The organism is Ochrobactrum sp. PL_is483 (genome assembly GCF_055816855.1).
Genome location: NZ_JBVPGS010000037.1, coordinates 407,884 through 431,677, shown reverse-complemented (window position 1 = coordinate 431,677; position 23,794 = coordinate 407,884). Strand labels below are relative to the sequence as shown.

At 58.5% G+C, this 23,794-nt stretch carries 19 protein-coding genes; 6 read left to right on the top strand and 13 right to left on the bottom strand.

The genetic code is table 11. The features are described 5' to 3' along the window. Nucleotides 1-243: 243 nt before the first annotated feature. The gene (gene bepE / locus AC0TNJ_RS15710) at nucleotides 244-3,399 is read right to left on the bottom strand and encodes a multidrug efflux RND transporter permease subunit BepE (RefSeq protein WP_473768831.1); all 3,156 of its coding nucleotides are present in this window, start codon (nucleotides 3,397-3,399) and stop codon (nucleotides 244-246) included. Continuing rightward, on the bottom strand, nucleotides 3,396-4,571 hold the full coding sequence (locus AC0TNJ_RS15705; protein ID WP_473771618.1) for an efflux RND transporter periplasmic adaptor subunit: 1,176 nt from the start codon (nucleotides 4,569-4,571) through the stop codon (nucleotides 3,396-3,398). Before AC0TNJ_RS15705 ends, bepE begins: the two co-directional genes overlap by 4 nt. A 170-nt stretch (nucleotides 4,572-4,741) precedes the next feature. Here AC0TNJ_RS15705 and AC0TNJ_RS15700 point away from each other — a divergent pair, with 170 nt between their 5' ends. After that, a complete protein-coding gene (locus tag AC0TNJ_RS15700; protein WP_473771617.1) occupies nucleotides 4,742-5,371 on the top strand; it encodes a TetR family transcriptional regulator in 630 nt (209 codons plus the stop codon). Between the two features lie 274 nt (nucleotides 5,372-5,645). After that, nucleotides 5,646-7,391, top strand: coding sequence for a long-chain fatty acid--CoA ligase (locus tag AC0TNJ_RS15695; RefSeq protein WP_122000673.1), 1,746 nt, complete (start codon nucleotides 5,646-5,648; stop codon nucleotides 7,389-7,391). 154 nt (nucleotides 7,392-7,545) lie between these two features. On the opposite strand, the gene AC0TNJ_RS15690 is transcribed toward AC0TNJ_RS15695, so the two are convergent. The 3 genes from AC0TNJ_RS15690 to pgi all read right to left on the bottom strand — a co-directional run bounded on the left by AC0TNJ_RS15690 (nucleotide 7,546) and on the right by pgi (nucleotide 11,065). Next, nucleotides 7,546-8,274: an HAD family hydrolase gene (locus tag AC0TNJ_RS15690; protein WP_473771616.1), complete on the bottom strand. Its 729-nt coding sequence runs from the start codon at nucleotides 8,272-8,274 to the stop codon at nucleotides 7,546-7,548. Further along, entirely contained in the window at nucleotides 8,271-9,332 is a 1,062-nt protein-coding gene (locus AC0TNJ_RS15685; RefSeq protein WP_473771615.1) for a M14 family metallopeptidase, read from the bottom strand. Before AC0TNJ_RS15685 ends, AC0TNJ_RS15690 begins: the two co-directional genes overlap by 4 nt. Before the next feature lie 83 nt (nucleotides 9,333-9,415). After that, on the bottom strand, nucleotides 9,416-11,065 hold the full coding sequence (gene pgi, locus AC0TNJ_RS15680) for a glucose-6-phosphate isomerase (RefSeq protein ID WP_473771614.1): 1,650 nt from the start codon (nucleotides 11,063-11,065) through the stop codon (nucleotides 9,416-9,418). 251 nt (nucleotides 11,066-11,316) lie between these two features. Here pgi and AC0TNJ_RS15675 point away from each other — a divergent pair, with 251 nt between their 5' ends. From AC0TNJ_RS15675 to preA, 4 genes are all read left to right on the top strand, one after another. Continuing rightward, nucleotides 11,317-11,775, top strand: a complete 459-nt coding sequence (locus tag AC0TNJ_RS15675) for an SRPBCC family protein (RefSeq protein ID WP_122000676.1) — start codon at nucleotides 11,317-11,319, stop codon at nucleotides 11,773-11,775. A gap of 63 nt (nucleotides 11,776-11,838) precedes the next feature. Then, on the top strand, nucleotides 11,839-12,771 hold the full coding sequence (locus AC0TNJ_RS15670) for a DMT family transporter (RefSeq protein ID WP_473771613.1): 933 nt from the start codon (nucleotides 11,839-11,841) through the stop codon (nucleotides 12,769-12,771). Between the two features lie 225 nt (nucleotides 12,772-12,996). Continuing rightward, complete coding sequence (locus AC0TNJ_RS15665; protein ID WP_473768839.1) at nucleotides 12,997-14,499, top strand: NAD(P)-dependent oxidoreductase; 1,503 nt, start codon at nucleotides 12,997-12,999, stop codon at nucleotides 14,497-14,499. A gap of 11 nt (nucleotides 14,500-14,510) precedes the next feature. Beyond that, nucleotides 14,511-15,821 (top strand): NAD-dependent dihydropyrimidine dehydrogenase subunit PreA, encoded by a 1,311-nt coding sequence (gene preA, locus AC0TNJ_RS15660; RefSeq protein WP_122000679.1) that lies wholly within the window; start codon nucleotides 14,511-14,513, stop codon nucleotides 15,819-15,821. Between the two features lie 30 nt (nucleotides 15,822-15,851). Here the strand turns inward: preA and AC0TNJ_RS15655 are convergent, their stop codons facing one another. The 8 genes from AC0TNJ_RS15655 to AC0TNJ_RS15620 all read right to left on the bottom strand — a co-directional run bounded on the left by AC0TNJ_RS15655 (nucleotide 15,852) and on the right by AC0TNJ_RS15620 (nucleotide 23,761). Then, nucleotides 15,852-16,910 (bottom strand): ABC transporter ATP-binding protein, encoded by a 1,059-nt coding sequence (locus tag AC0TNJ_RS15655; protein WP_473771612.1) that lies wholly within the window; start codon nucleotides 16,908-16,910, stop codon nucleotides 15,852-15,854. Between the two features lie 13 nt (nucleotides 16,911-16,923). After that, nucleotides 16,924-17,742 carry a carbohydrate ABC transporter permease gene (locus tag AC0TNJ_RS15650; protein ID WP_122000681.1) on the bottom strand — a complete coding sequence of 273 codons (819 nt, stop codon included), beginning with the start codon at nucleotides 17,740-17,742 and terminating at the stop codon, nucleotides 16,924-16,926. 9 nt (nucleotides 17,743-17,751) lie between these two features. Then, nucleotides 17,752-18,663, bottom strand: a complete 912-nt coding sequence (locus AC0TNJ_RS15645; RefSeq protein WP_122000682.1) for a carbohydrate ABC transporter permease — start codon at nucleotides 18,661-18,663, stop codon at nucleotides 17,752-17,754. Then, on the bottom strand, nucleotides 18,660-19,994 hold the full coding sequence (locus AC0TNJ_RS15640) for an ABC transporter substrate-binding protein (RefSeq protein WP_473771611.1): 1,335 nt from the start codon (nucleotides 19,992-19,994) through the stop codon (nucleotides 18,660-18,662). Before AC0TNJ_RS15640 ends, AC0TNJ_RS15645 begins: the two co-directional genes overlap by 4 nt. Before the next feature lie 63 nt (nucleotides 19,995-20,057). Further along, entirely contained in the window at nucleotides 20,058-20,720 is a 663-nt protein-coding gene (locus AC0TNJ_RS15635) for a GntR family transcriptional regulator (protein WP_122000736.1), read from the bottom strand. A 40-nt stretch (nucleotides 20,721-20,760) separates the two neighbouring features. Next, entirely contained in the window at nucleotides 20,761-21,663 is a 903-nt protein-coding gene (locus tag AC0TNJ_RS15630) for a dihydrodipicolinate synthase family protein (RefSeq protein ID WP_473771610.1), read from the bottom strand. Between the two features lie 146 nt (nucleotides 21,664-21,809). Beyond that, complete coding sequence (locus AC0TNJ_RS15625) at nucleotides 21,810-22,730, bottom strand: PfkB family carbohydrate kinase (protein ID WP_473771609.1); 921 nt, start codon at nucleotides 22,728-22,730, stop codon at nucleotides 21,810-21,812. A 2-nt stretch (nucleotides 22,731-22,732) separates the two neighbouring features. After that, nucleotides 22,733-23,761 carry an aldo/keto reductase gene (locus AC0TNJ_RS15620; protein WP_473771608.1) on the bottom strand — a complete coding sequence of 343 codons (1,029 nt, stop codon included), beginning with the start codon at nucleotides 23,759-23,761 and terminating at the stop codon, nucleotides 22,733-22,735. Nucleotides 23,762-23,794 lie beyond the last annotated feature (33 nt).

Here is a 23,794-nt window from a genome sequence, read left to right as displayed (position 1 = left end):
GTCGCCTGCCAATGCCTGCTGCAAGCCGCCGCACAGAACATCAAGAAGATCGCCATGGTCCTGACAAAGACGCCAAAGGCAGCCAGCGCATGAGCGGCTACAGCCGTTTGCAACTCCTCGCCAGTGCAGTCACAAAACGCGCCCCTCCCAAAAACAAAACCCGCCGAAAAATATTGGCGGGTTTGTCAGCGGCCTGAAAAGCCCCGCCTTTCGACGGGGCTTTTGTTTGCAGTTTGAAGCGGGCTAGATCTGACTATCAGCCTGCCCGCTTGGGCTGGTCGTCTCGTTCACATCCTCGTCCTCAGGCCTTTTCGGAGGCTTGCGTGCTATCAGGCTATAGAACATCGGAATGAAGAAGGTCGCGATGAACGTTGCTGCCAACATGCCGCCGATAACGCCTGTACCGATCGAGTGACGGCTTGCCGAACCGGCACCCGTGCTGATGGCCAGCGGCACCACGCCGAGAATGAAGGCCAGCGACGTCATCACGATCGGACGGAAGCGCAAGCGGGCCGCCGACGCTGCCGCCTCAATGGCGGATTTGCCGGTCTCTCGCTCAAGCACCGCGAATTCCACGATCAGAATCGCGTTCTTGGCCGCCAGACCTATGAGTGTCACCAGACCGATCTGGAAATACACGTCATTGGTCAATCCGCGCAGATCGGTCGCCAGCAATGCGCCGAAGATTGCAAACGGCACTGCCGTGATGACGGCGAGCGGCAGGCTCCAGCGTTCATACTGCGCGGCAAGGATCAGGAACACCATCACGAGACCGAAGATCATGGCCTGCGTGCCTGTGCCGCTGGTCGTCACTTCCTGATAGGCCGAGCCGGTCCATGCAATCTGGTAGCCTTGCGGGAGAACTTCCGCAGCCACTTCCTGCATTGCCTTGATCGCATCGCCGGAAGTGAAGCCCGGCGCCGGATTGCCAGTGACCTTGGCCGCGTTGAAGGCGTTGAAGCGTTCAAGCTGATCGGGACCGACAATACGCTTGACGGTCACAAGGGCATCAAGCGGGATCATGCTGCCGGAATTGGCCCGCACGAAGACATGCTTGAGGTCGCTCGGATCGCGGCGGAATTCGGCTTCCGACTGGAGGTTGACCTGATAGTTGCGGCCAAACAGCGTGAAGTCGTTGACGTAGAGACTGCCGAACGTCGCCTGCATCGCGGTGAACACAGAGTTGATCGGCACACCCATGGCCTTCGCCTTCTCGCGATCAAGCTGGATGTCGTATTGCGGGACATTCGGATCGAACGTGGTACGCACGCCCTGCAATTCCGGTCTCTTGGCCGCAGCGTCGGTAATGAGCTTGGTGGCTCGCGTCAGCGAATCCACACCGCCGCCCGTACGGTCCTGAACATAGAGCTCAAAGCCGCCGGTGGTGCTGAGGCCCATGATGGGCGGCGGGTTGAACGCCAGAACAAGTCCGTCCTTGATGCCCGCATTCATCCCCATGATGGCACCGGGCAGATTGCGCGCGTCGGTTTCTGGCGTCGTGCGTTCCTTCCAGTCCTTGAGCATGATGAACATCGTGCCCGCACTGGTTTTCAGGCCGCCCGACAAAAGATCGAAACCGGATACCGCGAAGACGCTTTCCACCGCCGGGCTTTTCCGGATGTTCTCACTCGCCTGATCGAGAACCGCCGTCGTGCGCTCCAAGGAGGCCGCAGGAGGAAGCACGGCAACGCTGAACAGGAAGCCCTGATCTTCATCCGGCAACAGCGATCCCGGCACCCTTTCAAAAAGATAATAGGTAGCGCCAAGAAGGCCCGCAAAAATGATCAGGCCGATGGCAGCACGCTTCAAAAAGAAGCGAACGCCGCTGGAGTAACCGTCTGTCACCCGCTCGAAGAAACGGTTGAAGATGCGGAACGGCAGCATCGGCTCATGATGCCCCGGTTTCAGGATGAGCGCGCAAAGTGCCGGTGTCAGTGTCAGAGCCACGAGGCCCGACAGCGTCACCGAAATCGCGATGGTCACCGCGAACTGCTTGTACATTTCGCCAACCAGACCGCCCATGAAGGCGACCGGAATGAACACAGCACACAGCACCAGAACAATCGCAACCACCGGCCCCGTCACTTCGCCCATGGCCTTGATGGCAGCCTTGCGCGGCGACAGTTTTTCGGTCGTCATGATACGTTCGACGTTTTCCAGAACCACGATAGCGTCGTCGACCACGATGCCGATTGCCAGCACCAGACCGAAGAGCGTCAGGAGGTTGATGGAGAAGCCCAGCACATACATGCCCGCGAAAGTACCAATGATCGAGATCGGCACCGCGATGATGGGGATAAGCGTCGCGCGCCAGTTCTGCAGGAAGATGAACACCACCAGCACGACGAGAATGATCGCCTCGATGAAGGTGTGAACCACTTCCTCGATAGAAACCTTGATGAACTTGGTCGTATCGAACGGGATCGAATAATCGATACCCGCCGGGAAGCTTGCCTTCAGCTCATCCATACGGTTCTGGATAAGCTCCATCGTGTTGAGCGCGTTGGCGCCCGGCTGCAGATAGATTGCAATCGGGACAGCGGACGTGCCGTTCAGATTACTGTCGACGAGATAGCTTTCCGTACCGAGTTCGACACGCGCCACGTCCTTGAGACGGAGCGTTGCCGCATTGGGGCTCGAACGGAGGATAATGTTCTCGAATGCCGCAGCATCCGGCAGGCGTCCCTGCGTGGTCGCCGTATAGGTGAACGGTCCGGCTTGCGGGTCCGGCTGGTCGCCGAAGCGGCCTGCGGCGAACTGCGCATTCTGCTCCTGGATAGCCGTCGAGACATCGCTCGGCGTCAGATTATACTGCGCCAGCTTGTCGGGACGCAGCCAGATACGCATCGAATAATCGATATTGCCAAGCAGCTGCACATCGCCAACGCCCTGCAAGCGCTTGAGGTCATCGACCACGTTCAGGAGCGCATAGTTACCGACATAGGTGCGGTCATAGCGATCGCTGTCGGAGAACATGGCGACCATGCCCAAGATCGTGGTGGACCGCTTGTCCACGGTGACGCCAAGGCGCTGAACTTCCTGCGGAAGCGACGACGTCGCACGCTGCACGCGGTTGTTGACGTTGATGGTGGCCTGATCGGGGTCGGTGCCCAGAGCAAAGGTCACGGTCAACTGCATCGTGCCGCTGCCGAGGCTCGAGGACTGCATATAAAGCATGTTCTCGACGCCGTTGATCTGCTGTTCCAACGGCGCGGCAACGGTCTGCGCCACCGTTTCGGCGCTCGCACCGGGATAGGTCGCGCTGACGACAACCTGCGGCGGCGTCAGTTCGGGGTACTGGGCAATCGGCAAAATCCGGATACAGATCAGGCCGGCCAGCACGAGCACAATGGAGATGACCGCCGCAAAAACGGGGCGGTCGACGAAAAATCTGTTCATTGCTTGCCTGCCGCCTGTTCTTTGCCTGCTTCAGTCGCTGCCTCGACCGGGTTCACGGGCTTGCCGGGAGCAGCCTTGATAAGCCCTTCGGCGATGACCCGATCACCAGCATTGAGACCTTCGGACACCAGCCACGCATCGCTCAGTTCACGCGCAACCGTGATCGGCCGAACTTCGACAACATTGTCCTTGTTGACCACATAAACGAACTGCGTTTGCGGCCCCTGAAGCAATGCAGCCTTCGGGATCGTGATGGCGTTCTTGACCTGAATGCCAAGGATCACAGCGCGGACGAACTGGCCGGGGATCAGGCGTCGATTGGGGTTCTCAACGACCGCGCGGGCGCCAAGCGTGCCCGTTTCCGTATCGAGCGACGACGAGGTGAAGTCGATCGTTCCTTCATGGTCATAAGCCTGCCCGTCACCGAACACGACCTTGATCTTGAGGCGATCGGCATCTTCACCGGTGGCGCCGCGCTCAGCGCGCAGACGGTCGATTTCGGCTGCTTCCGTGTCCGTAAACGAGAAGTTCACGTAGACCGGATCAAGCTGGGTGATCGAGGTCAGGAGACTGGAGGCTGCATCTGTGCCGATGAGGCTGCCCTCATTGACCTGCTCAAGGCTGGTGATGCCGCTGATCGGTGCGGTCACCTTGGTATAGCTCAGATTGAGTTCGGCGGTGCGCAACTGCGCCTTGGCTGCCGCAACCGACGCCTTGTTCAGGTCGCGCGTCGCGAAAGCGGAATCACGAACGGCGGTGCTCTGCACTTTCTGCTGCACCAGCTGCTCAGCGCGTTCAGCGTCACGGATGGATTGCTGATACTGCGCTTCGGCCTGTGCTACCTGCGCCTGAGCTTTCTCAAGCTCCGCCTGGTAAGGGGCGGGATCGATCTCGAACAGCACGTCGCCAGCCTTGACTTCCGTGCCTTCGGTGAAGTTGCGGTGAAGCAATATTCCGCCCACACGCGCGCGCACCTGAACATCGCGATAGGCGCTGATACGTGCCGCATATTCATAGGTGACCGGCACATCATGCGGCTCGATCACGGTAACGGAAACCTGCGGCGGTGGCGGCGTCGCGCCTCCGGGCGCTTGCGCCAGAACGGGCTGACCCGCAAAGACGAGAAAAGCGGCCCCTGCCGCATAAAGCCGAATGGAACGGTTCAAATTCATGGTGGGAGTGCCCTTGCTGTCGCGCGGTGCTGCCAATTTAACATACACGAGTGTTTGTAAATACGAACTACCGTGTTATAGTCAATCATCTAATGTTTCAGATCACGAATGAGTTACCCGGATTTGAGTGGCTAACTGAGCCTCCAGCCTGCGATTACCCGAGAGAAGCCATGCGAAGAACGAAAGCCGAGGCTGCCGAAACCCGGGAGGCCATATTGCTGGCCGCCGAACGGGTTTTCCTCGAACGCGGTGTCAACCAATCTACACTGATGGAAATCGCCTGTCATGCAGGAGTGACCCGGGGTGCGATTTATTTTCATTTCCGCGACAAGGTTGAAATTCTTCGCACGATCATAGGCAGCGTCCGTTTCCCGCAAGAAGAAATCATGCTGCAGGCGGCAGCCGTCAATCACCCCAATCCAATGCATGTCCTGGAGCAATCGAGCATCCAGGCGTTGCAGCTGTTTTCGCAAGATACGCGTCAGCAGAATATCTTCATTATCATCAACCAGCGCTGCGAATTCGTCGGCGAAATGGCCCCACTTGAAGAGCGCGTCAGGGAAGCGCGCGCCAATGTCCTCTCCTTGTTCGCAGGATTGCTCGATGTGGCCGCAAGACGCGGCGAGCTTTCCAAGGAATGGACCGCGGACACCGCAGCCCCGATCCTGCTTTCCATGCTGAGCGGCCTTCTCAACGAATGGTTGCGAGGCGACAGGAATTATGATCTTGTGACTTATGGTGGGAGAGCAATCTCGACACTCGTTCGATCCCTGAGGAATCAGGCATTCGAAGCTGATTGAATATTTTTGCCAGATATAATTGCGATATGTTTTATCTGCCGAGGAGGCAATTTTTTCCAACGGGGAATTTCAACCAATTGTGAATGTCAAACTTCAAAATTGGGAGAGACGCTCGACTCTTTTATAATTTACGCTTACGTCAATGTAACTCTTGCGAAGAGATCAAAACTCGACCACATTTATCAACGAGGGAGCCGTCCGGGGGGCGGATGGCTTGGGAGACGGCGGGCGCACAGGCGGCCCAATATAGGACGGAGCAATCCGGGGAGAAGAAATGGCAAAAAAAACGACTGGGCAAAGTGCATCCGCAGCTGAAGCCATGACCGCGGGATCGGCAGCCAAAGGCGCCTCGGCGCAGGAAAAGATCTGGTACAAGACTTATCCGGCTGGCACGCCGCACGAAATCGATCTGAGCAAGATGACCTCGATCGGCGACATGATTTCGGCATCTTGCAAGCAATTTGCTTCCAACAGTGCTTTCACCTGTATGGGCAAGGATCTCACCTACAGCGAACTTGACGAACACTCGCGGGCGCTCGCAGCGTTTCTCCAATCGCGCGGCCTCGTCAAAGGTGATCGTGTTGCGGTGATGATGCCAAACATCCTGCATTATCCGATTGCCTTTACCGCTATTTTGCGGGCCGGTTTTGTAGTTGTGAACGTCAATCCGCTTTATACGCCGCGCGAGCTGGAACATCAGCTAAGCGATTCCGGGGCCAAAGCAGTGATTGTTCTGGAAAACTTCGCGTCGACGGTGGAAAAGACCCTGAACTCCGTCAATGTGCCCAATATCATCGTCGCTTCAATGGGCGACATGCACGGTTTAAAGGGCCACATCATCAATCTCGTCGTGCGCCGCGTGAAGAAAATGGTGCCGGCGTGGAACATTCCGGGGCATATCCGCTTCAGGGATGCGTTGGCACAAGGCCGCGCCCAGTCCTTCAATCCCATTCCGGTACAAGGTTCCGACCTTGCCTTCCTGCAATATACGGGCGGCACGACAGGCGTCTCGAAGGGTGCGATGCTTACCCATAGCAATATTCTTGCGAATGTTGAGCAGATGAATGTCTGGATGGATGTTGCCTTCCGCAAGAAGGGCAGGCCGAAGGCGTTGAATTTCGTATGCGCCCTGCCACTTTACCACATTTTCGCGCTGACCGTGAATGCGATGGTCGGCATCAAGCTTGGCGCGCGAAACATTCTCATTCCAAATCCACGCGATATTCCCGGCTTTGTAAAAGAGCTGAAAAAATATCCGTTCCATATTTTCCCCGGCCTCAACACCCTGTTCAACGGCCTCATGAACAATCCCGATTTCCAGACGCTGGATTTCAAGCCCCTCATCCTGACCCTTGGCGGCGGCATGGCTGTTCAGCGCCCCGTTGCCGAACGCTGGCAGAAGATGACCGGTTGCCACATCACGGAAGGCTATGGCCTTTCAGAAACCTCGCCCGTTGCCTGCGCCAATGCGCTCGATGCAACCGAGTTCTCCGGAACCATCGGCTTGCCCATGCCATCGACCGACGTCGCAATCCGTGATGATGACGGAACAGACCTCGCGCTCGGAGAAGTCGGCGAAATCTGTGTGCGCGGACCGCAGGTGATGGCGGGATACTGGAACCGTCCTGATGAAACCAAACGTTCGATCATGCCCGACGGTTTCTTCCGCACCGGCGACATGGGCTTCATGGATGAACGAGGCTACACCAAGATCGTTGACCGCAAGAAGGACATGATCCTTGTTTCCGGCTTCAATGTTTATCCGAACGAGATCGAGGAAGTAGCCGCTGGTCATCCGGGGATCGTGGAATCGGCTGCCATTGGCATACCGAACGAACATTCGGGCGAGGTCGTGAAACTGTTCGTCGTGCGCAGCGACCTCAACCTGACCGCAGACGACGTCAAAGCCTATTGCGCTGAACGTCTCACCAACTATAAGCGCCCGCGCGAGGTCGAGTTCCGCGAAAGCCTGCCGAAAAGCAATGTCGGCAAGATACTGCGCCGCGAACTGCGCGACTAGGGCATCGGCCCGAAAATCGGAATCGATTTTCGAAAAGCACGATGGCTCAATAGGTTGGAGCGGGCGCATGGCGCTCCAAGAGCATTCATCAAGAGGTGACTGCGGCCGGATATCTTATCCGGCCGCAGTCGTTTCAAAGTGTTTCATGCAGAGGTTAGGTCAGTAGCTCAGGCAATCCGGCAACGCTATCCAGCACCACATCCGCATGGGGCTCGAGTACTTCGCGTGGGCTGTTGCCCGACAGGACGCCGACCGCCAGCCCTGCCCCGGCTGCATGTGCCGTTTCCAGATCGTGCAGATTGTCGCCGACCATGGCGATCTCGTGCGGCGAAAGCCCCAGCTTTTTTGCAAAATAGAGCAGCGGATCGGGGTGAGGCTTTGGACGTGCTGCCGTGTTATAGCCGATCACGACGTCGAAAAACCCGTCAATGCCCAGCGCCTTGGCCGTCGCGTGTGCTCCGGCTTCGGAATCGTTGGTGGCAATCCCCAGACGAAAACCCATCTTTCGAAGGGTTTCGAGCGTTTCGCGCACAGCCTCGATAGCAACCGCAGACCGCGCGCCCTCGGTGACGCAATAGGCGTCATATTCCGCTATCCGCTCGCGCAATTGCGCATCGCCAAGATCAGGGTGCCAAAGCAAAACAATGTCCTCGACAGTACCTGCGGCGATAACGGAATTGGCGCGGAACCGCTCGCTCATCCAGTCATAGCCGCCGGCATCGAGCAGGGCGCGCGCCCTCGCCTCGTCGCCTTCCGCCGAGCGCTGCGCCAGTTGCCACGAAATCGAAAACCACGTGCGGTCGAAATCGATCAGCGTGCCGTCCTTGTCGAACAGGACGGCACGGATCGATTTGAGGCTATCTGCGGAAAGCCTGCCGCTCATGCTTCCAGCGCACCCGCGCGCTTTTTGACGGCGGAAGGTTTTGCCCCAAGCAGCTTGAGCAGATCGTCGCCACGGCGCACATAACGCAGCGAGCGACGGGTCAGGATAAGGCCATCCTGAGGGGCGGTCAGCGTGATGTCGCCTTCCGGTTCGCCCGGGCGTGTTACAACGGTTACCAGCGCCGCACCTGCCTTGATCTCATCGCCGGGCGCTGCATGATAGAGCACCATGCCGCCTTCCGGCGCCCGGATCATCTCCACATGCGACAACGGGGTTACGCGCCCCTTATATTCGGTCTCAAGCTTCACGTTGTCGTCGCGGACAACACCGCGATGCACGAGGAATTTATACAGCCCCTCCGCATCGCCCTTGCCCATATCCGAATAAACATCGGTCAATCCGCGGAACTCCACCGTCGTCACGGCGCGGCGCTTCATGTTGCGTTTGTCGGCAGGCAATTTCAGGACCGGATGCGCGCAAGCTTCTTCAAACGCCGCATCCGCCGTGGTGTCCCATGCAAGGATTGCCGTGGAATTGAGCGCGATGGCGAGATCCTTCATGTCCTCGGCGAATTCCTCGGCGATATAGACATAGTTGTCGCTCTCGTCGTCACAATGGAGGTCGAGCACGATCTCGTGCGGCAGGGCCAGCTTCAGAAGCGTCGCCTTGAGGCGTTGTGCCAGGGCGACCGGCGCATCGGGTTCGGCGAGCCCGGATGTGTCGAAGTCCGGCAGAAGCGGAAACGCACGGTTGAAATTGGTCATCGAGAAGGTCTCGAAACGGCCAAGGTGCTGATAAGCCTGCCACTGGTTCGAGCCGATGGGATTTGCCTGCGGAACAACCGTGATATTGCCAAGAACGCGCCCTTCTTCGGCAGCTTTCTTCAGCATGGGAACCAGGAAATGAAGAGCCGCCTGCCCCGGAAGCTCGCCCCCGTGAAGCGAGGACTGAAGATAGGCGCCGGGGGCATCCTTGTCGTTGCCGTCAAAGCGCAGCACGCGCAACTCGATGGCATTTCCCGGTACATCGCCGGCAAATTTTATAATCTCGGTTTTCATTTCATGTCCCATTCTATTCCTCATGAAGAGAGCCGGATTACAAACCCGGCTCTCTTTCATTTCTAATTGTGCAGAGAATGTCGTCAAGCTTTCCTTCGCGCATGCAGATGCGCGACAAGCCCTTGCGTGGATGCGTCGCGACCGTCGCTCGCTTCCTGCCCCGACACAACCGGCAGAAGTTCGGTCGCCAGCTCCTTGCCAAGCTCCACGCCCCATTGATCGAAAGCGTTGATGCCGAAAATCTGCGCTTCAACGAAAACACGGTGTTCGTAGAGCGCAACCAGACGCCCGAAAGCGAAAGGATCAAGCTTGTCGTGGACCAGCGTCAACGAAGGACGATTGCCCGAGAAAACGCGATGCGGCGCAATGCGCTCGACTTCTGCATCGGGCAGGTTCTTTGCCTTCAACTGCGCGCGTGCCTCATCCAGCGTGCGGCCTTTCATCAACGCCTCGGACTGCGCAAGGCAATTCGCCAGCAGCATTTCGTGCTGGTGATCGAGGTGCTTTTCATGGCCCTTTGCCGCGACGATGAATTCCAGCGGAATGGTGTCGGTGCCCTGATGCAGAAGCTGGAAGAAGGCATGCTGGCCGTTGGTGCCGGGTTCGCCCCAGACGACCGGGCCGGTCGGACCGGAAACCGGCTTGCCATCGACCGTGACGCTCTTGCCGTTCGATTCCATGTCCAGCTGCTGCAGATAGGCCGGAAGGCGGGCAAGACGCTGATCATAGGGAATGATCGCACGGCTGCCATAGCCGCAGATTGCGCGGTGCCAGTAACCGATGAGGCCGAGCCAGATGGGCAGGTTCTTTTCCAGCGGCGCATCGCGGAAATGCACATCCATCGAATGCGCGCCAGCGAGGAACTTGCGGAAATCATCCGGTCCGATGGCGATCATCACCGGCAGGCCGATGGCCGACCAGACCGAATAGCGTCCGCCGACCCAGTCCCAAAAACCGAAGACGCGCTCTTCGCCGATGCCGAAAGCGGCGACCTTGTCGAGCGCGGTGGAGACTGCGGCGAAATGTGCGCCAACGGCGGCTTCGCCCAGCGCATCGGCAACCCATTTGCGCGCCGTCTGCGCATTGGTCATGGTTTCGATGGTCGTGAACGTCTTGGAAGCGATGATGACAAGCGTCGTTGCAGGATCGAGAACGCCAAGCGTATCGGCAATATGCGCGCCGTCGATATTGGAAACGAAATGCGCTTTCGGGCCGTCATGATATGGGGACAGAGCCAGCGTCGCCATGACAGGGCCAAGGTCGGAACCGCCGATACCGATATTGACGATATCTGTGATTTTCTTGCCCGTCGCGCCTTTGATCGCGCCTGACCGGATGCCATCCGAAAATGCCGCCATACGGTCGAGCACTTCCTTCACGTCCGGCAGAACATTGTGTCCGTCAACGAGCACTTCCTTCGAGGACGTATCACGCAGCGCGACGTGGAGAACGGCGCGGTCCTCGGTATTGTTGATATGATCGCCCGCGAACATCGCCGCACGACGGCCCTCAACATCGGCAGCGACGGCCAGTTCCTTGAGCAGTTCGATCGTTTCGTCGTTGACCCGGCATTTCGACCAGTCGAACAAAAGGTCATCGAGGGATAGCGAATACCGCTCGAAACGGCCCGGATCTGATTTGAACGCCGCGCGCATGTCGCGCGGGGCCGAATCTGCCCAGTGCTTTTTCAGCTTTGCGACTGTTGTTTCAAGCTTGGTCGCGTCTCTTGCCATGAATGCTACTCCCGAATCAAATCGATTTAATTGCGGACATTAAGCGTTTTAGAGAGGATTTGCGGCAAATAAATTACCGAACTTCCAATTTGGACGGAGTGTCATATACACCATATTGATCAATTTAGGGTGATCCATCCAGAGCGCATTTCGATCCCGTCCAACCAGATCGGCGCGTTGCTGCAATTTTGTTTTGCGCATTTGATCCGAAAATGATTCACACTTTTCGGAATGCGGCCCAGGAGTGAAGCATGGACCTGACCGGAGAAGAGCGGATTGCGGCGCCACGACAAGCGGTGTGGGATGCGTTGAACGACATTGAAACGCTGAAATCCTGCATTCCCGGCTGTGAGGATATCGAGCGGATTTCGGAAACGGAAATACGCGCCGCCCTCAAGGTGAGCTTTGGCATTCTCAAGGTCCGCTTTCATGGCATGCTCGAACTTTCGAACATGGTTCCGCCTGTATCCTACACCATCTCCGGTCATGGCGAGGGTTCCATAGCGGGCTTTGCGCATGGTGCTACGGATGTTCGCCTCGATGAGGACGGCAGCGATACGATCCTGTCTTATTCCATACGTGGTGACGCGGGCGGCAAGGTCGCGCAGATCGGCACAAAACTGCTTGGCTCTGTCGCCCGGAAAATCGCCGATCGGTTCTTTGCGAATATCGCGGAAGCGGCGTCCAACGCCGCCGCAAAAACGACCTGATCCGGCTTCATCTTTTACAAGGCAGCACCCGATAGTCTGTAAACTTCCTGAAAGTTCGTCGGCATGAAACCGAGAGATATTGCGACCTATATTTTCCTTGCCGTCGCCTGGGGGCTGTCGTTCCTGGTGGTGGTGCAGGTCGTTGCAGCCTTCGGCTGGGCGGGCGCGGTGGCCTTCCGTTCCTTCATCGCAGCCGGAACGCTTTTTGCAATAGCAAGGCTCTCCGGACGCAGGCTCAATTTCCACGCAGGCTGGAAGCCCTTCGCCATTGTTGGCGCAACCACGGTTGCGGGCCAGTTGATCGGCCTTTCTTACGGCACCCCGCTGATCGGAACGGCGATGGCCGCGATCTGCGTCGCATCGATTCCGCTTTTCTCGATGATCATCAGCCAGTTCTGGGGGCTTGAACGCATCACGTCGCGCGGCCTAATCGGCCTGCTGCTCGGCGTAACGGGCATTATTTGCCTCGTCGGCTTTCCCGCGGTGGCGGTTACGCCTGCCTTTGTAACAGGCTGCATCGCCGTCCTGTTTTCCTGCTTTTCCGCAGCTTTCGGCAGCAATTACGCAAGCCGCCGCCTTGCCGGCACGGGATCGTGGGAAACGACCATCGGCGCGTTCATCTTCGGCGGCATCCTGACCTTGCCGCTGGTCCTTGCCGTTCCGGTTCCAACCATGCCCGGATTGGGCGATTTCGCCTATCTGCTGATTTCCGCCTGCGTCATGAGCGCCCTCACCTATGTGCTTTATTTCAGGCTGGTCGGAAATGTCGGCCCGACCAAGGCCATCAGCGTCGAATTTACGGTGACGGTCATAGCCGTTCTGGTCGGCGCGGTGTTCCTGAAAGAACAGCTGTCTTTCATCCAGTTTGTCGGTGCTGCCGTCATCATTGCGGGATGTGCGCTGGTGCTGAGTTCACGCCCCGCGCAGCCCAAAGAAATCGAAACTATTCCGGCACTGGAAGCGACGGAAAGCAGCCTCAAGTCCGATCCGCTCTGATTTCCGGCTCATGACGAACACGAAAGGTCCGTGCATTCCCAGCCGGACCTTTCGCTATTTCTGGTATGCAATTCTCATAAATTGACCAGATGATAAAAAATTTGACCTTCCGTAAAAATCTGTCATCCTGTCATTAACGGGCATCAAGCGACAGCAAAGATCGCAGCCCGGAACATAGTTGCGGCGCGCAAAGGGAACCCGCGCCTGAACAAGCAAAAATGGGAGATGCGGTCGATGAGATCAGCAGAGAATTCGCCTATTGATGCAGTCGACAATCCGGGACACGCAAACGGGCCTGACATTCGTGGGGCGCGGCTTGAAAAGGCCGACTATGCGCATGTGTTCGACGATCTGCATCCGCCGCTTACCAGGCACGAAGCCCTGGTCGAATCCGACCGCTGCTATTTCTGCTACGATGCGCCCTGCATGAATGCCTGCCCGACCGGCATCGATATTCCGCTGTTTATCCGGCAGATCAACGCAGGCAATCCGGTGGGGGCAGCGAAGACCATCCTTTCGGAAAATATTCTGGGCGGCATGTGCGCCCGTGTCTGCCCGACCGAAACGCTTTGCGAAGAAGTGTGTGTTCGCGAAACTTCGGAAGGCAAGCCGGTCAAGATTGGTGAATTGCAGCGCTACGCCACCGACGTTCTGATGGAAACCGGCAATCATCCATTCAAGCGTGCGCCTGAAACCGGCAGACACATTGCCGTGGTTGGTGCGGGCCCGGCGGGCATCTCCGCTGCTCATCGTCTTGCGATGCATGGGCATCGGGTGACGATTTTCGAAGCGCGGCCCAAGGGCGGCGGTCTTAACGAATATGGTATTGCCGCCTACAAGACAGTCAATAATTTCGCGCAGCGCGAACTGGAATTCGTGCTCAAGATCGGAGCGATCAATATCGAATATAACCAGACGCTCGGTCAGGACATCACCATCGAGGCGCTGAAAGCCGGCTATGACGCGGTTTTCCTCGGCATGGGCATGCCGGGCGTCAACGATCTGGGGCTTGCTGGCGAAGATGCGCCAAACGTTATCGATGCGGTCGACTACATCGCCAATCTGCGCCAGACAAAAGACCTGTCATCCCTGCCTGTTGGCCGCAATGTCGTGGTTATCGGCGGCGGCATGACCGCGGTGGACGTTGCCATCCAGACCAAGAAGCTCGGCGCTGAAAACGTGACCATCGTTTATCGCCGCGGTCAGGAAAACATGAATGCCAGCGCCTATGAGCAGGAACTGGCGCAGATTCATGGCGTGGCGATCCGTCACTGGTTGCAGCCGCACGCCCTTGAACGGAACGAAGACGGCACCGTTAATGCCGTGGTCTTTGAATATACCGCGATGAGCGGCGGCAAGCTTTCCGGTACGGGCGAATATCTGACGCTTGAGGCCGATCAGGTTTTCAAGGCCATCGGGCAGAAATTCGAGCCGGAGCCATTGGCAGGTTCGGGCATCACACTGTCCAAGGGACGCATCAGTGTCGACGCGGACTGCCGTACTTCGGTTGACGGCATATGGGCGGGTGGCGACTGTGTTGCAGGCGGTCAGGATCTGACCGTTGCGTCGGTGGAGGATGGCAAGCTTGCCGCTGAATCCATCCATGCCACGCTCGTCAAACGTCCTGAAGCAATTGAAGGCTTTGCCGATGCGGTGCTTTCAGGCGGTGCGCTTCATGCGCCAGCCTCCCACAACCGCAGTGTTCATCTGGGCCAGGAACAGGGCTGAGGAGACAGAAAATGGCTGATCTTTCAACGAATTTCCTCGGTATCAAGTCTCCAAATCCGTTCTGGCTGGCTTCGGCTCCGCCGACCGACAAAGCCTACAATGTCGAGCGCGCTTTCAAGGCTGGCTGGGGCGGCGTGGTCTGGAAAACGCTAGGCGCGGAAGGGCCGCCGGTGGTCAATGTCAACGGGCCGCGCTATGGCGCGATCCATGGTGCTGACCGGCGCTTGCTTGGCCTCAACAATATCGAACTGATCACCGACCGGCCGCTCGAAGTGAACCTTCGCGAAATGAAGGAAGTGAAGATGCGCTGGCCCGACCGCGCATTGATCGCTTCGATCATGGTGCCATGCGAAGAAGAAGCCTGGAAGGCGATCCTTCCTCTGGTGGAAGAAACGGGAGCGGACGGCATTGAGCTGAACTTCGGCTGTCCGCATGGCATGAGCGAACGCGGCATGGGCGCGGCTGTCGGCCAGGTGCCGGAATATGTCGCCATGGTCGTCAAGTGGTGCAAGCAATATAGCCGCATGCCGGTAATCACCAAGCTGACGCCCAACATCACCGATATTCGCAAGCCAGCCCGGGGCGCCCATGCGGCGGGCACGGATGCGGTGTCGCTGATCAACACGATCAACTCCATCATATCGGTCGATCTCGACAGCATGTCGCCGGTTCCGTCTATTGACGGTCGCGGCAGCCACGGCGGCTATTGCGGACCTGCGGTCAAGCCTATTGCGCTGAATATGGTCGCGGAAATCGCCCGCGATCCTGAAACGCACGGCCTGCCGATTTCAGGCATCGGCGGCATCACCACGTGGCGCGATGCGGCAGAGTTTATCGCGCTTGGCTGCGGCACGGTACAGGTCTGCACGGCTGCCATGACCTATGGCTTCAAGGTCGTTCAGGAAATGATCGACGGCCTGTCCGACTGGATGGATAGCAAAGGCTATCAGTCGCTCGATGATTTTCGTGGCATGGCCGTGGGACACGTCAGCGACTGGCAATATCTCAACCTCAATTATGTCACCAAGGCGCGGATCGATCAGGACCTCTGCATCAAGTGCGGCCGTTGCCATATCGCCTGCGAGGACACCTCACATCAGGCGATCACCAATCTGGTCAATGGCGCGCGCCACTTCGAGGTGATCGATGAGGAATGCGTTGGCTGCAATCTCTGCGTCAATGTCTGCCCGGTCGAGGACTGCATCACCATGGAGCAGATCGGCGGTTTCGATCCGCGCACCAAGGAGCCGATCCCGGCGCAATATGCCAACTGGACGACCCATCCCAATAACCCGATGGCCGTCAAGGAGGCTGCTGAATAAACAGAAACGCCGGGGCAGCCCGGCGTTTTTTTATGCGCTGATGCGTTTACCGTTTTCCGGCTCGAACACGTGGCTTGTCGCCGGATTAACCGCAACCGACAGCACGTCGCCGGGACGCACGGTCAGACGCTCACGGAACAGGCAGGTGAGCGGCTGATCGCCGAGCTTGCCCATGACCATGATTTCCGAGCCGGTCGGCTCCACGATTTCGACCGTGACCGGAACGCCGCCTTCGGCAATTTTCAGATGTTCCGGGCGCACACCATAAACGGCCTTGCCCGACAGATTTGCATAATCACCCTGCGGCAGAGGCAGGCGGAAACCGCCATCGGCCACGAAAGCCCCCTCCTCGATCTTGCCGTTGATAAAATTCATCGACGGAGATCCGATAAAGCCCGCGACGAACATATTGGCCGGATGATCGTAGAGATCGAGCGGCGCGCCGATCTGCTCCACCAGACCATCACGCATGACGACGATCTTGTCGGCCATGGTCATGGCTTCGATCTGGTCGTGGGTGACATAGATGGTGGTGGTTTTGAGGCGCTGGTGCAACCCCTTGATTTCGCTGCGCATCTGCACACGCAGCTTGGCGTCGAGATTGGATAGCGGCTCATCGAAAAGAAAAACCTGCGGATCGCGCACGATGGCGCGGCCCATGGCGACGCGCTGGCGCTGACCGCCGGACAACTGGCGCGGATAGCGGTCGAGCAGCTTGTTGAGGCCGAGAATTTCGGCGGCGCGCGCGACGCGGCTTTCGCGCTCCTGCTTCGGCGCGTTTTTCAGCATCAGCGCAAAGCCCATATTGTCGGCCACCGTCATATGCGGATAGAGCGCATAATTCTGGAACACCATGGCGATGTCGCGTTCCTTGGCGCGCAGATCGTTGACCACGCGCGGACCGATGGCAATCTCGCCGCCGCTGATATCCTCAAGCCCCGCGATCATGCGCAGAAGCGTGGACTTGCCGCAGCCGGAAGGGCCGACCAGCACGACGAATTCACCGTCTTCGATATCGACCGACACACCGCGCAGAACGCTGACATTGCCATATTTCTTGATTGCATTGCGGATGGATACGGATGCCATCTTGATCTCAATTCTATTTAACGGCACCCGCTGTCAGACCGGCGACGATCTGGCGCTGTGCGAAGACGGTGAGAAGGAGAACCGGCAGCGTGACCACCAAGGCTGCGGCGGCAAGCGGGCCCCAGCTGACCTGCTCGAAGGACAGCATGTTATAGACCGCGACCGGCAGGGTGCGTGTCTCGCGGCTTGCGAGAACGATGCCGAAAACGAAATTGTTCCACGAGAAGATCACCGCAAGGATCAGCGAAACCACAATGCCGGGCTTGGCGATGGGCAGCGCCACCTTCATGAAGATCTGCCATGAAGATGCGCCGTCGATCATGGCCGCTTCTTCCAGTTCCATCGGCGTCGTCTCGAAATAGCCGATCATGATCCAGATCACGATGGGCACGGTGACGACCAGATGGATGATGATCTGCGGCCAGAGCGTGCCGAGCAGGCCCAGCGTCTGGAACAACAGGAATAGCGGGATCAGATAGGAAAGGCCCGGCGTCATGCGCGCGATCATGATGACAATGGCCGATTTATGCGCCTTGAGCCGCGCAATGCCGTAGCCTGCGGGCACGCCGACCAGAAGCGCCAGCAGCGTCGCCATGCCGGTGACGAGAATGCTGTTCCAGAAATAGAGCAGGAAATCATTGGCCTCGAAAATTTGGGCATAGTTCGACCAGGCAAAACGCTCCGGAATCAGGATCGGCGGATAAGCGCCGTTGTCGATTTCATATTTCAGCGAAAGCGACAGCATCCACACGAAAAACAGGATGGCGGGCGACACGATGACAAAGACAAGCAGCGCCGTGCCGAGCTTGGAAAGAATGGATTTGCGCGCCATGGCCGTTCCTCAGGCGTTCCAGGCCGTCCGCTGGCGCAGCGCCAGCAGGATCAGCGACATGGCGATGATGACAACGAAGAAGACCACGGCAATCGCCGAAGCATAGCCAATGTCATAATAGGAGAACGCCACATTGTAGAGATAGATATTGATGGTTTCCGATGCCGTGCCCGGCCCGCCCTGCGTCATCGCATAGATGATATCGAAGCTTTTCAGCGCATCGATGGAGCGGATGATAACGGCCAGCATGATGAAGGGCAGGATCATCGGCAGCGTGATATAACGGAATTTCTGCCAGCCATTGGCGCCGTCAATTTCAGCGCTTTCAAACGGATCGCGAGGCATGGAGGCAAGACCGCCCAGCACGATCAGCATGACGAGCGGCGTCCATTGCCAGGTCTCGACCGCGACCAGCGACGGAATGACTGTATTCTGGTTGAAAATCCATTCCTGCGGGCCGATGCCGATGAGCGACAGCAGATAGTTCAGCACACCGAGCTGCGGGTGAAACATCATGGTCCAGACCAGCGCAACCGCGACAGGCGTTGCCATCATCGGCATGACGAAAATGCCGCGCAGCAGCCCGCGCATCGGCAGCTTGCTATCAAAAACCAGCGCCGCGAGCGTGCCCAGGATCATGGGCGCGACAACGGAGAGGATGGTATAGACAAGCGTATGCCCCATGGAGTCCCAGAAGCGGGCGTCGGTGGCAAGGCGCAGATAATTGTCGAAACCGACAAAACTGATGCCGCCGCCAAGCTGCCACTGATTGGCGCTCATCCAGAGCGTGAACAGCCACGGGAAGACGATCACCGCCCCGACGGTGATCAAGGCGGGAAGCACAAAAGGCCAGTAGCTCGGCCGCAGCCGGCTTTTAGCGACGGCTTTCTGCCTGGTTCCTGTCGGGGCGGCAGAGGTCATTTTCCTTCGCTCCTTGCGAGGACGGGACGGAATTCTTCCGTCGCGCGCTTCATTTCAGCTTCCGCTTCCGCGCCGTTCAGAAGATTGGTGAGGCCAACGCCCATGATGTCGCGGAATTCCGTGACCGGCACGATGACCGGCAGGCAGAGCTGGCTGACGGGCGCTGATTTCGACAGGGCTTCGACCCAGCCTTCGGGCATGGTGACGCCCTTGCGCACCGCCTCATCATCGATGATCGATTTGCGGAACGGAACGCCGGAGCCGGTTTGCAGCAGGCGCGCGCCCATCTCCTTGGAAATGGCCCATTGGCAGTAGAGATAGGCCGCTTCCTTCTTGGTGGAGGCTTCCGCCACGCCGATGCCGTCCCCGGTCGTTGGAGCGGCCTGCGCCTTCGGGCCAGCGGGCATGACGCCATAGCCGACCTTGCCGACCACGCGCGACTTGTTCGGATCTTCCAGCGGCGGCGCAAAGCCGATGCCGTCCAGCCACATCCCGACCTTGCCTTGCAGGAAGCTCGACTGGCATTCCGCCCAGTTGAAACCCGCCACGCCGGGAGGTGCAGCCTTGGTCATCAGGCGCTGATAGAGTTTCGCCGCCTCGATAGCTTCCGCCGAATCCGTTTTCAGATTGCCCGCCGCATCGACAGCTTCCTGACCGTAACCGAGCATGAGGCTGGTCCAGACTGGAACATTGGCGTTCTTCATGCCGCGCGCCACGAAACCATAGGTGTTCGTGGACGGGTCGGTCAGCGCCTCGGCAGCAGCGACCAGTTCCTCGAAGGTCTTGGGATATTCGATGCCCTTGGCGGCAAAGAGCTCCTTGTTCCAGTAGATGATCCAGTAATCGACCGAGAAGGGCAGCGCCCCGAAACGGCCACTGGCATCCTTGGCGAAGGCCAGACCGGCGCTTGCGAAATCGCTCTCGGTCAGGCTCGCATCGGTCAGCGCCGGGTCTTTCAGGAACGGATTGAGATCGGCAAGCCAGCCGCCTTTCTCAAACTGCCGCTTCTGGACGTGATAGCTGATATGGATGACGTCGAAGCTCGGACGGCCCGAGGTAAGCTCGATCACCGCCTTCTGGCGCTGCTGCTGTTCCGGCGTCTGTTCGGAACGCACCTTGATGCCGGTCAGTTCCTCAAATTCCTTCTGGTATTTCTGAAGGATTTCGCCACGCGGGCTCTTGATGAGGTTCACCTCCAGCGTCGTGCCGGCATATTTCTTCCAGTCAACGGATGACTGCGCGAAAGACGGGGCGATCCCCGTCATGCCCGATGCGGCCAAGGCCGCCGAGCCCGCCAGAAACTGGCGTCGTGTTGGATGCAGTAATTTCATTTCGTTCCTCCCTTTTCTCGCGGCACGACAACTCCCTTGTCATGCCGTTGATTTAAGCCCCGTCTATATCTGCAAAGCCAGCTTGCGCGCATTGTCGATATGGATCGCAATGGCCTCCATAGCGGTTTGCGGATTGCGGGTTTCAATCGCCGCCAGCACCGCCAGATGCTCCTGCATGACCGGAATGACGCGGCCCGTGATGCGAAACCGTTCCTGATTGATCAGTCGCATCTTGATCGTATTGGTCTGGTATGCGCGCCAGATGATCTCGTTGCCGAGCGACCCGACGATCGTATCATGCAGGTTCCAGTCGATGTTCTGCGCCTGCTGTTCCAGTTCCGGCGTCTCGCCTTCGCTCATTGCGCGTTGGAGCGTCTCCTCATGCTCGGCGCGCAAGGAACGCAGCAAGTCATCCGATGCCGACTGGCAGAAGATGGCCACCGATTCCTTTTCGATGAAAAGGCGAAACTGAAACGCCTCGCGTATGAGATTGAGATCGATATGGGCGATCTGAAGCCCGCGCTGCGGCACGGTTTTGATCAGCCCCTCCGCTTCAAGGCGGGGGATGAGTTCGCGGATCGCGCCCAGCGGCAGGCCCGTCATGGTGACGAGCTGGCGCTGCGAAACAAACTGGCCCGGATGAAAGTCACGCGCCAGCAAATGCCGGGTGAAGCTTTGATAAGCCTTGTCCCGCAATTTTACCGGTTCGCCGTGATCTTCCGCCAAATCCATCCCCTTTTAAAGACTCACAGAGCTTATGACGCGCTCAGGCGGCTTTTGCCAGATGCAATTGATCGAATACACGACCGATTGCTTCGAAATCCGCGTCGCTGAGCGCGAGCAACGGCGCACGCACGCGACGCCATTCGGGGTCGCGCATATGGCGCGCCACCAGCGCCTTTACCGCAGGCGTCACCGGATAGTTCAGCAATTGCTGGACGGCACCGACCAGTTCGGGATCGTCCTGTCCCTCATTGATCATGCGCAGCAGCCGATCGGGAAACAGGTTGGCCATGCCGGAAATCGCACCCTGCCCGCCAAGGCGGACGCCTGCGGCCAGATCGCGCTCGTCACCGATCAGGACCGCAATGTCCTTATGCGCCGCCAGAAGCTTTTCCGTATAGGCCCAATTGCCCGATGAATCCTTCACGCCCGCAATGACCGAACCGAAGGCCGCACGCAGACGGCCGATCAGATCAATGGAGAGTTCGACCGCCGTAACAGAGGGAATATTATAAAGGATGATGCCCCGCGCATCGCCGCCGAGACCGGTCAGAACTGCGGAAAACCAGTTGAAAAGCCCATCGTCAGAGAGGTTTTTGAAATAGGATGGCGGCGCCAGAAGAATGGCCTTGCAGCCGCGGCGCAAGGCATCCCCTGCCTGCAAGACCGCATCGCCAATCGCATTCTGCATGACGCCGACGACAATGCGCGATGCCGGAAAACCGCCTGCGACAAATGCATCGAGAAGAGCGGCGCGCTCGGCATCGGCAATCGATGAGCCCTCGCCCGTCGTGCCGAAAAGCGTGACGCTTGAGCAGCCATTATCGAGCCGTGCACGGGCATGCGCCAATGCACGCGCAACGTCGATCTTGCCATCCGCATCGAATGGCGTCGTCAGGGCGGCGGAAAGCCCGAAGCGTTCCTGACCGGAATGATTATGTGCCAAAACTGGCTCCTCCCAAATTTGAACTTTAAGCTTGCACATACTAACATGTTAGTAAAGAGTCAATTCGTGTTCAGTGCGTATTCTTATAAAACAGGGATGGTGTTTCACGCTGGCTGAGGATGAGGGAACGCTCTGCGGCAATCAGCTTATCGGGCTGGAACGACACCCGTTTCGATAAAGGAAAGGACTTCCTTTCGGCTCGGCGAACCGGCCCGCCCGCCGAAACGTGCGCATTTGATGGCGGCTGCGGCGCTGGCAAAGCGGATGATCTCGGCGATATCCCTGCCTTCCACCAGACCATGCGCGAAAGCCCCATGGAAGACATCGCCTGCCGCCAGCGTATCCACTGCATCCACCCTGAAACCGGGCATATGCGAAACCGGCTCGCCAGCGCCTTCCGCCCAGTAGCAGCCTTCCGCCCCAGCGGTGACCGCTGTGAACACATCATAGCGACGGCTCAGGATCCGGACGCACTCGCGCAAATCCGTCGCGCCCGCGACGCTGATTGCAGCGGGTTCCGATGCTACGATATGGGTTGCAAGCGGCAGCAGCGTTTCCAGCAGTTCGACGGGCGCGGTATCGGCATCCAATATGGCCGGAATACCCGCTTCGCGTGCGGCACGCAGCGCGGTTTCAGCCGCCCACGGCCAGCGAACATCGACCATCACGGCAGCATAGGCTCCCGCTGCAATCGGCGGCACCACATCAGACGGGCTTGCAAGCCTGCGATCATAAAAAGGCACGATGATGCGTTCGCCGCCCGCATCGACGAGGATCGACGAAAATGCGGTGCGTGCGCCTTCCAGCCGCCGGATATAGGCACAATCGATGCCTTCGGCTTCCAGCTCCGCGACGGCGCGATCACCCACCGGGTCAATCCCCGCAGAAGCCCAAAGCGCCACATCGCCGCCAAGCCGGGCAATAGCCGCGGCTGCGCTCGAAGCCATGCCTGCTGCGATTTCCACGGCCTCGCGCGGCAGATATTTGCCCGCCGCTTGAGGGAGCGCATCGAGACGCAAGATGGTGTCCATGGTGAGGGCACCGACGCAGAGAACTCTGGAGGTCATGGTTACGAAATAAGGCCTTCGGAACGCAATTTCGTCCAGAATTCATCCGGGATCGACTGCTCGAACCAGACCACATTCTGCCTGATCTGTTCCGGCGAGCGGACACCGATCAGAATGGAACTGACGGCCTCATGTCTCATCGGGAACTGCATGGCGGCAGCGGCAAGCGGAACATGATACTCATCGCAAATGTCATGCAGGCGATTAGTGCGCGCAACGATTTCGGCAGGCGCGTCGGCATAGTCGAACTTCTGCTCGCCGCCGCGCGGCGCGGCCAGAATCCCCGAATTGAAAACACCGGCAATGACCAGCGCCATGCCGCGCTTTTGCGCCAATGGCAGGAATTCCTTTTCCGACACCTGATCAAGCAGCGAATAGCGGCCAGCCAGAAGCGAGCAATCAAGATCAGCCTCTTCCAGCGCATCGCGAATGACCTGCCATTCGTTCACGCCGAGACCGAAACCCTTGATGTTTCCCGCATCGCGCAATTCGGCCAGCGCCCGAAATCCGCCGCCTCTGGTTAGCGCGTTCCAGTGATGCTCGTGCCTTTCGGCATGGGTCACGCGGCCAATGTCGTGGACGTAAAGCAGGTCGATTTCAGGAAAGCCGAGACGCTGCTGGCTGTCATCGAAACTGCGCATGATGCCGTCATAGCTGTAATCGAAAACCTCACGAAAATTGAGACCATTGTGCCAGCCGGAATCGAACGGATTTTTCGGCAGCGGCGGCGGCAAGGTACGGCCAGCACGCTCATTGGCCATCAGGCGCCCAACCTTGGTTGAAACAACGGCGCGCTCGCTCTTCTCACGCAGCATATCGCCGAGAAGATGCTCGCTGCGACCGTAGCCATACATCGGCGCGCTGTCGTAATAACGGATGCCGCTATCCCAGCCAGCTTCCAGCAAAGCGTCGGCGTCAGCGCGGGAAACAGGCGCATATAGCCCACCCAAGGGCGCGGTTCCCAGACCAAGCGCGGTTACGGACAAGCCGGTACGGCCAAGCGTTCGCTTTTCGGATGCCCTCAATTGCATGGATATCTCCTCCGTAGCGGCGTCCAACACCGC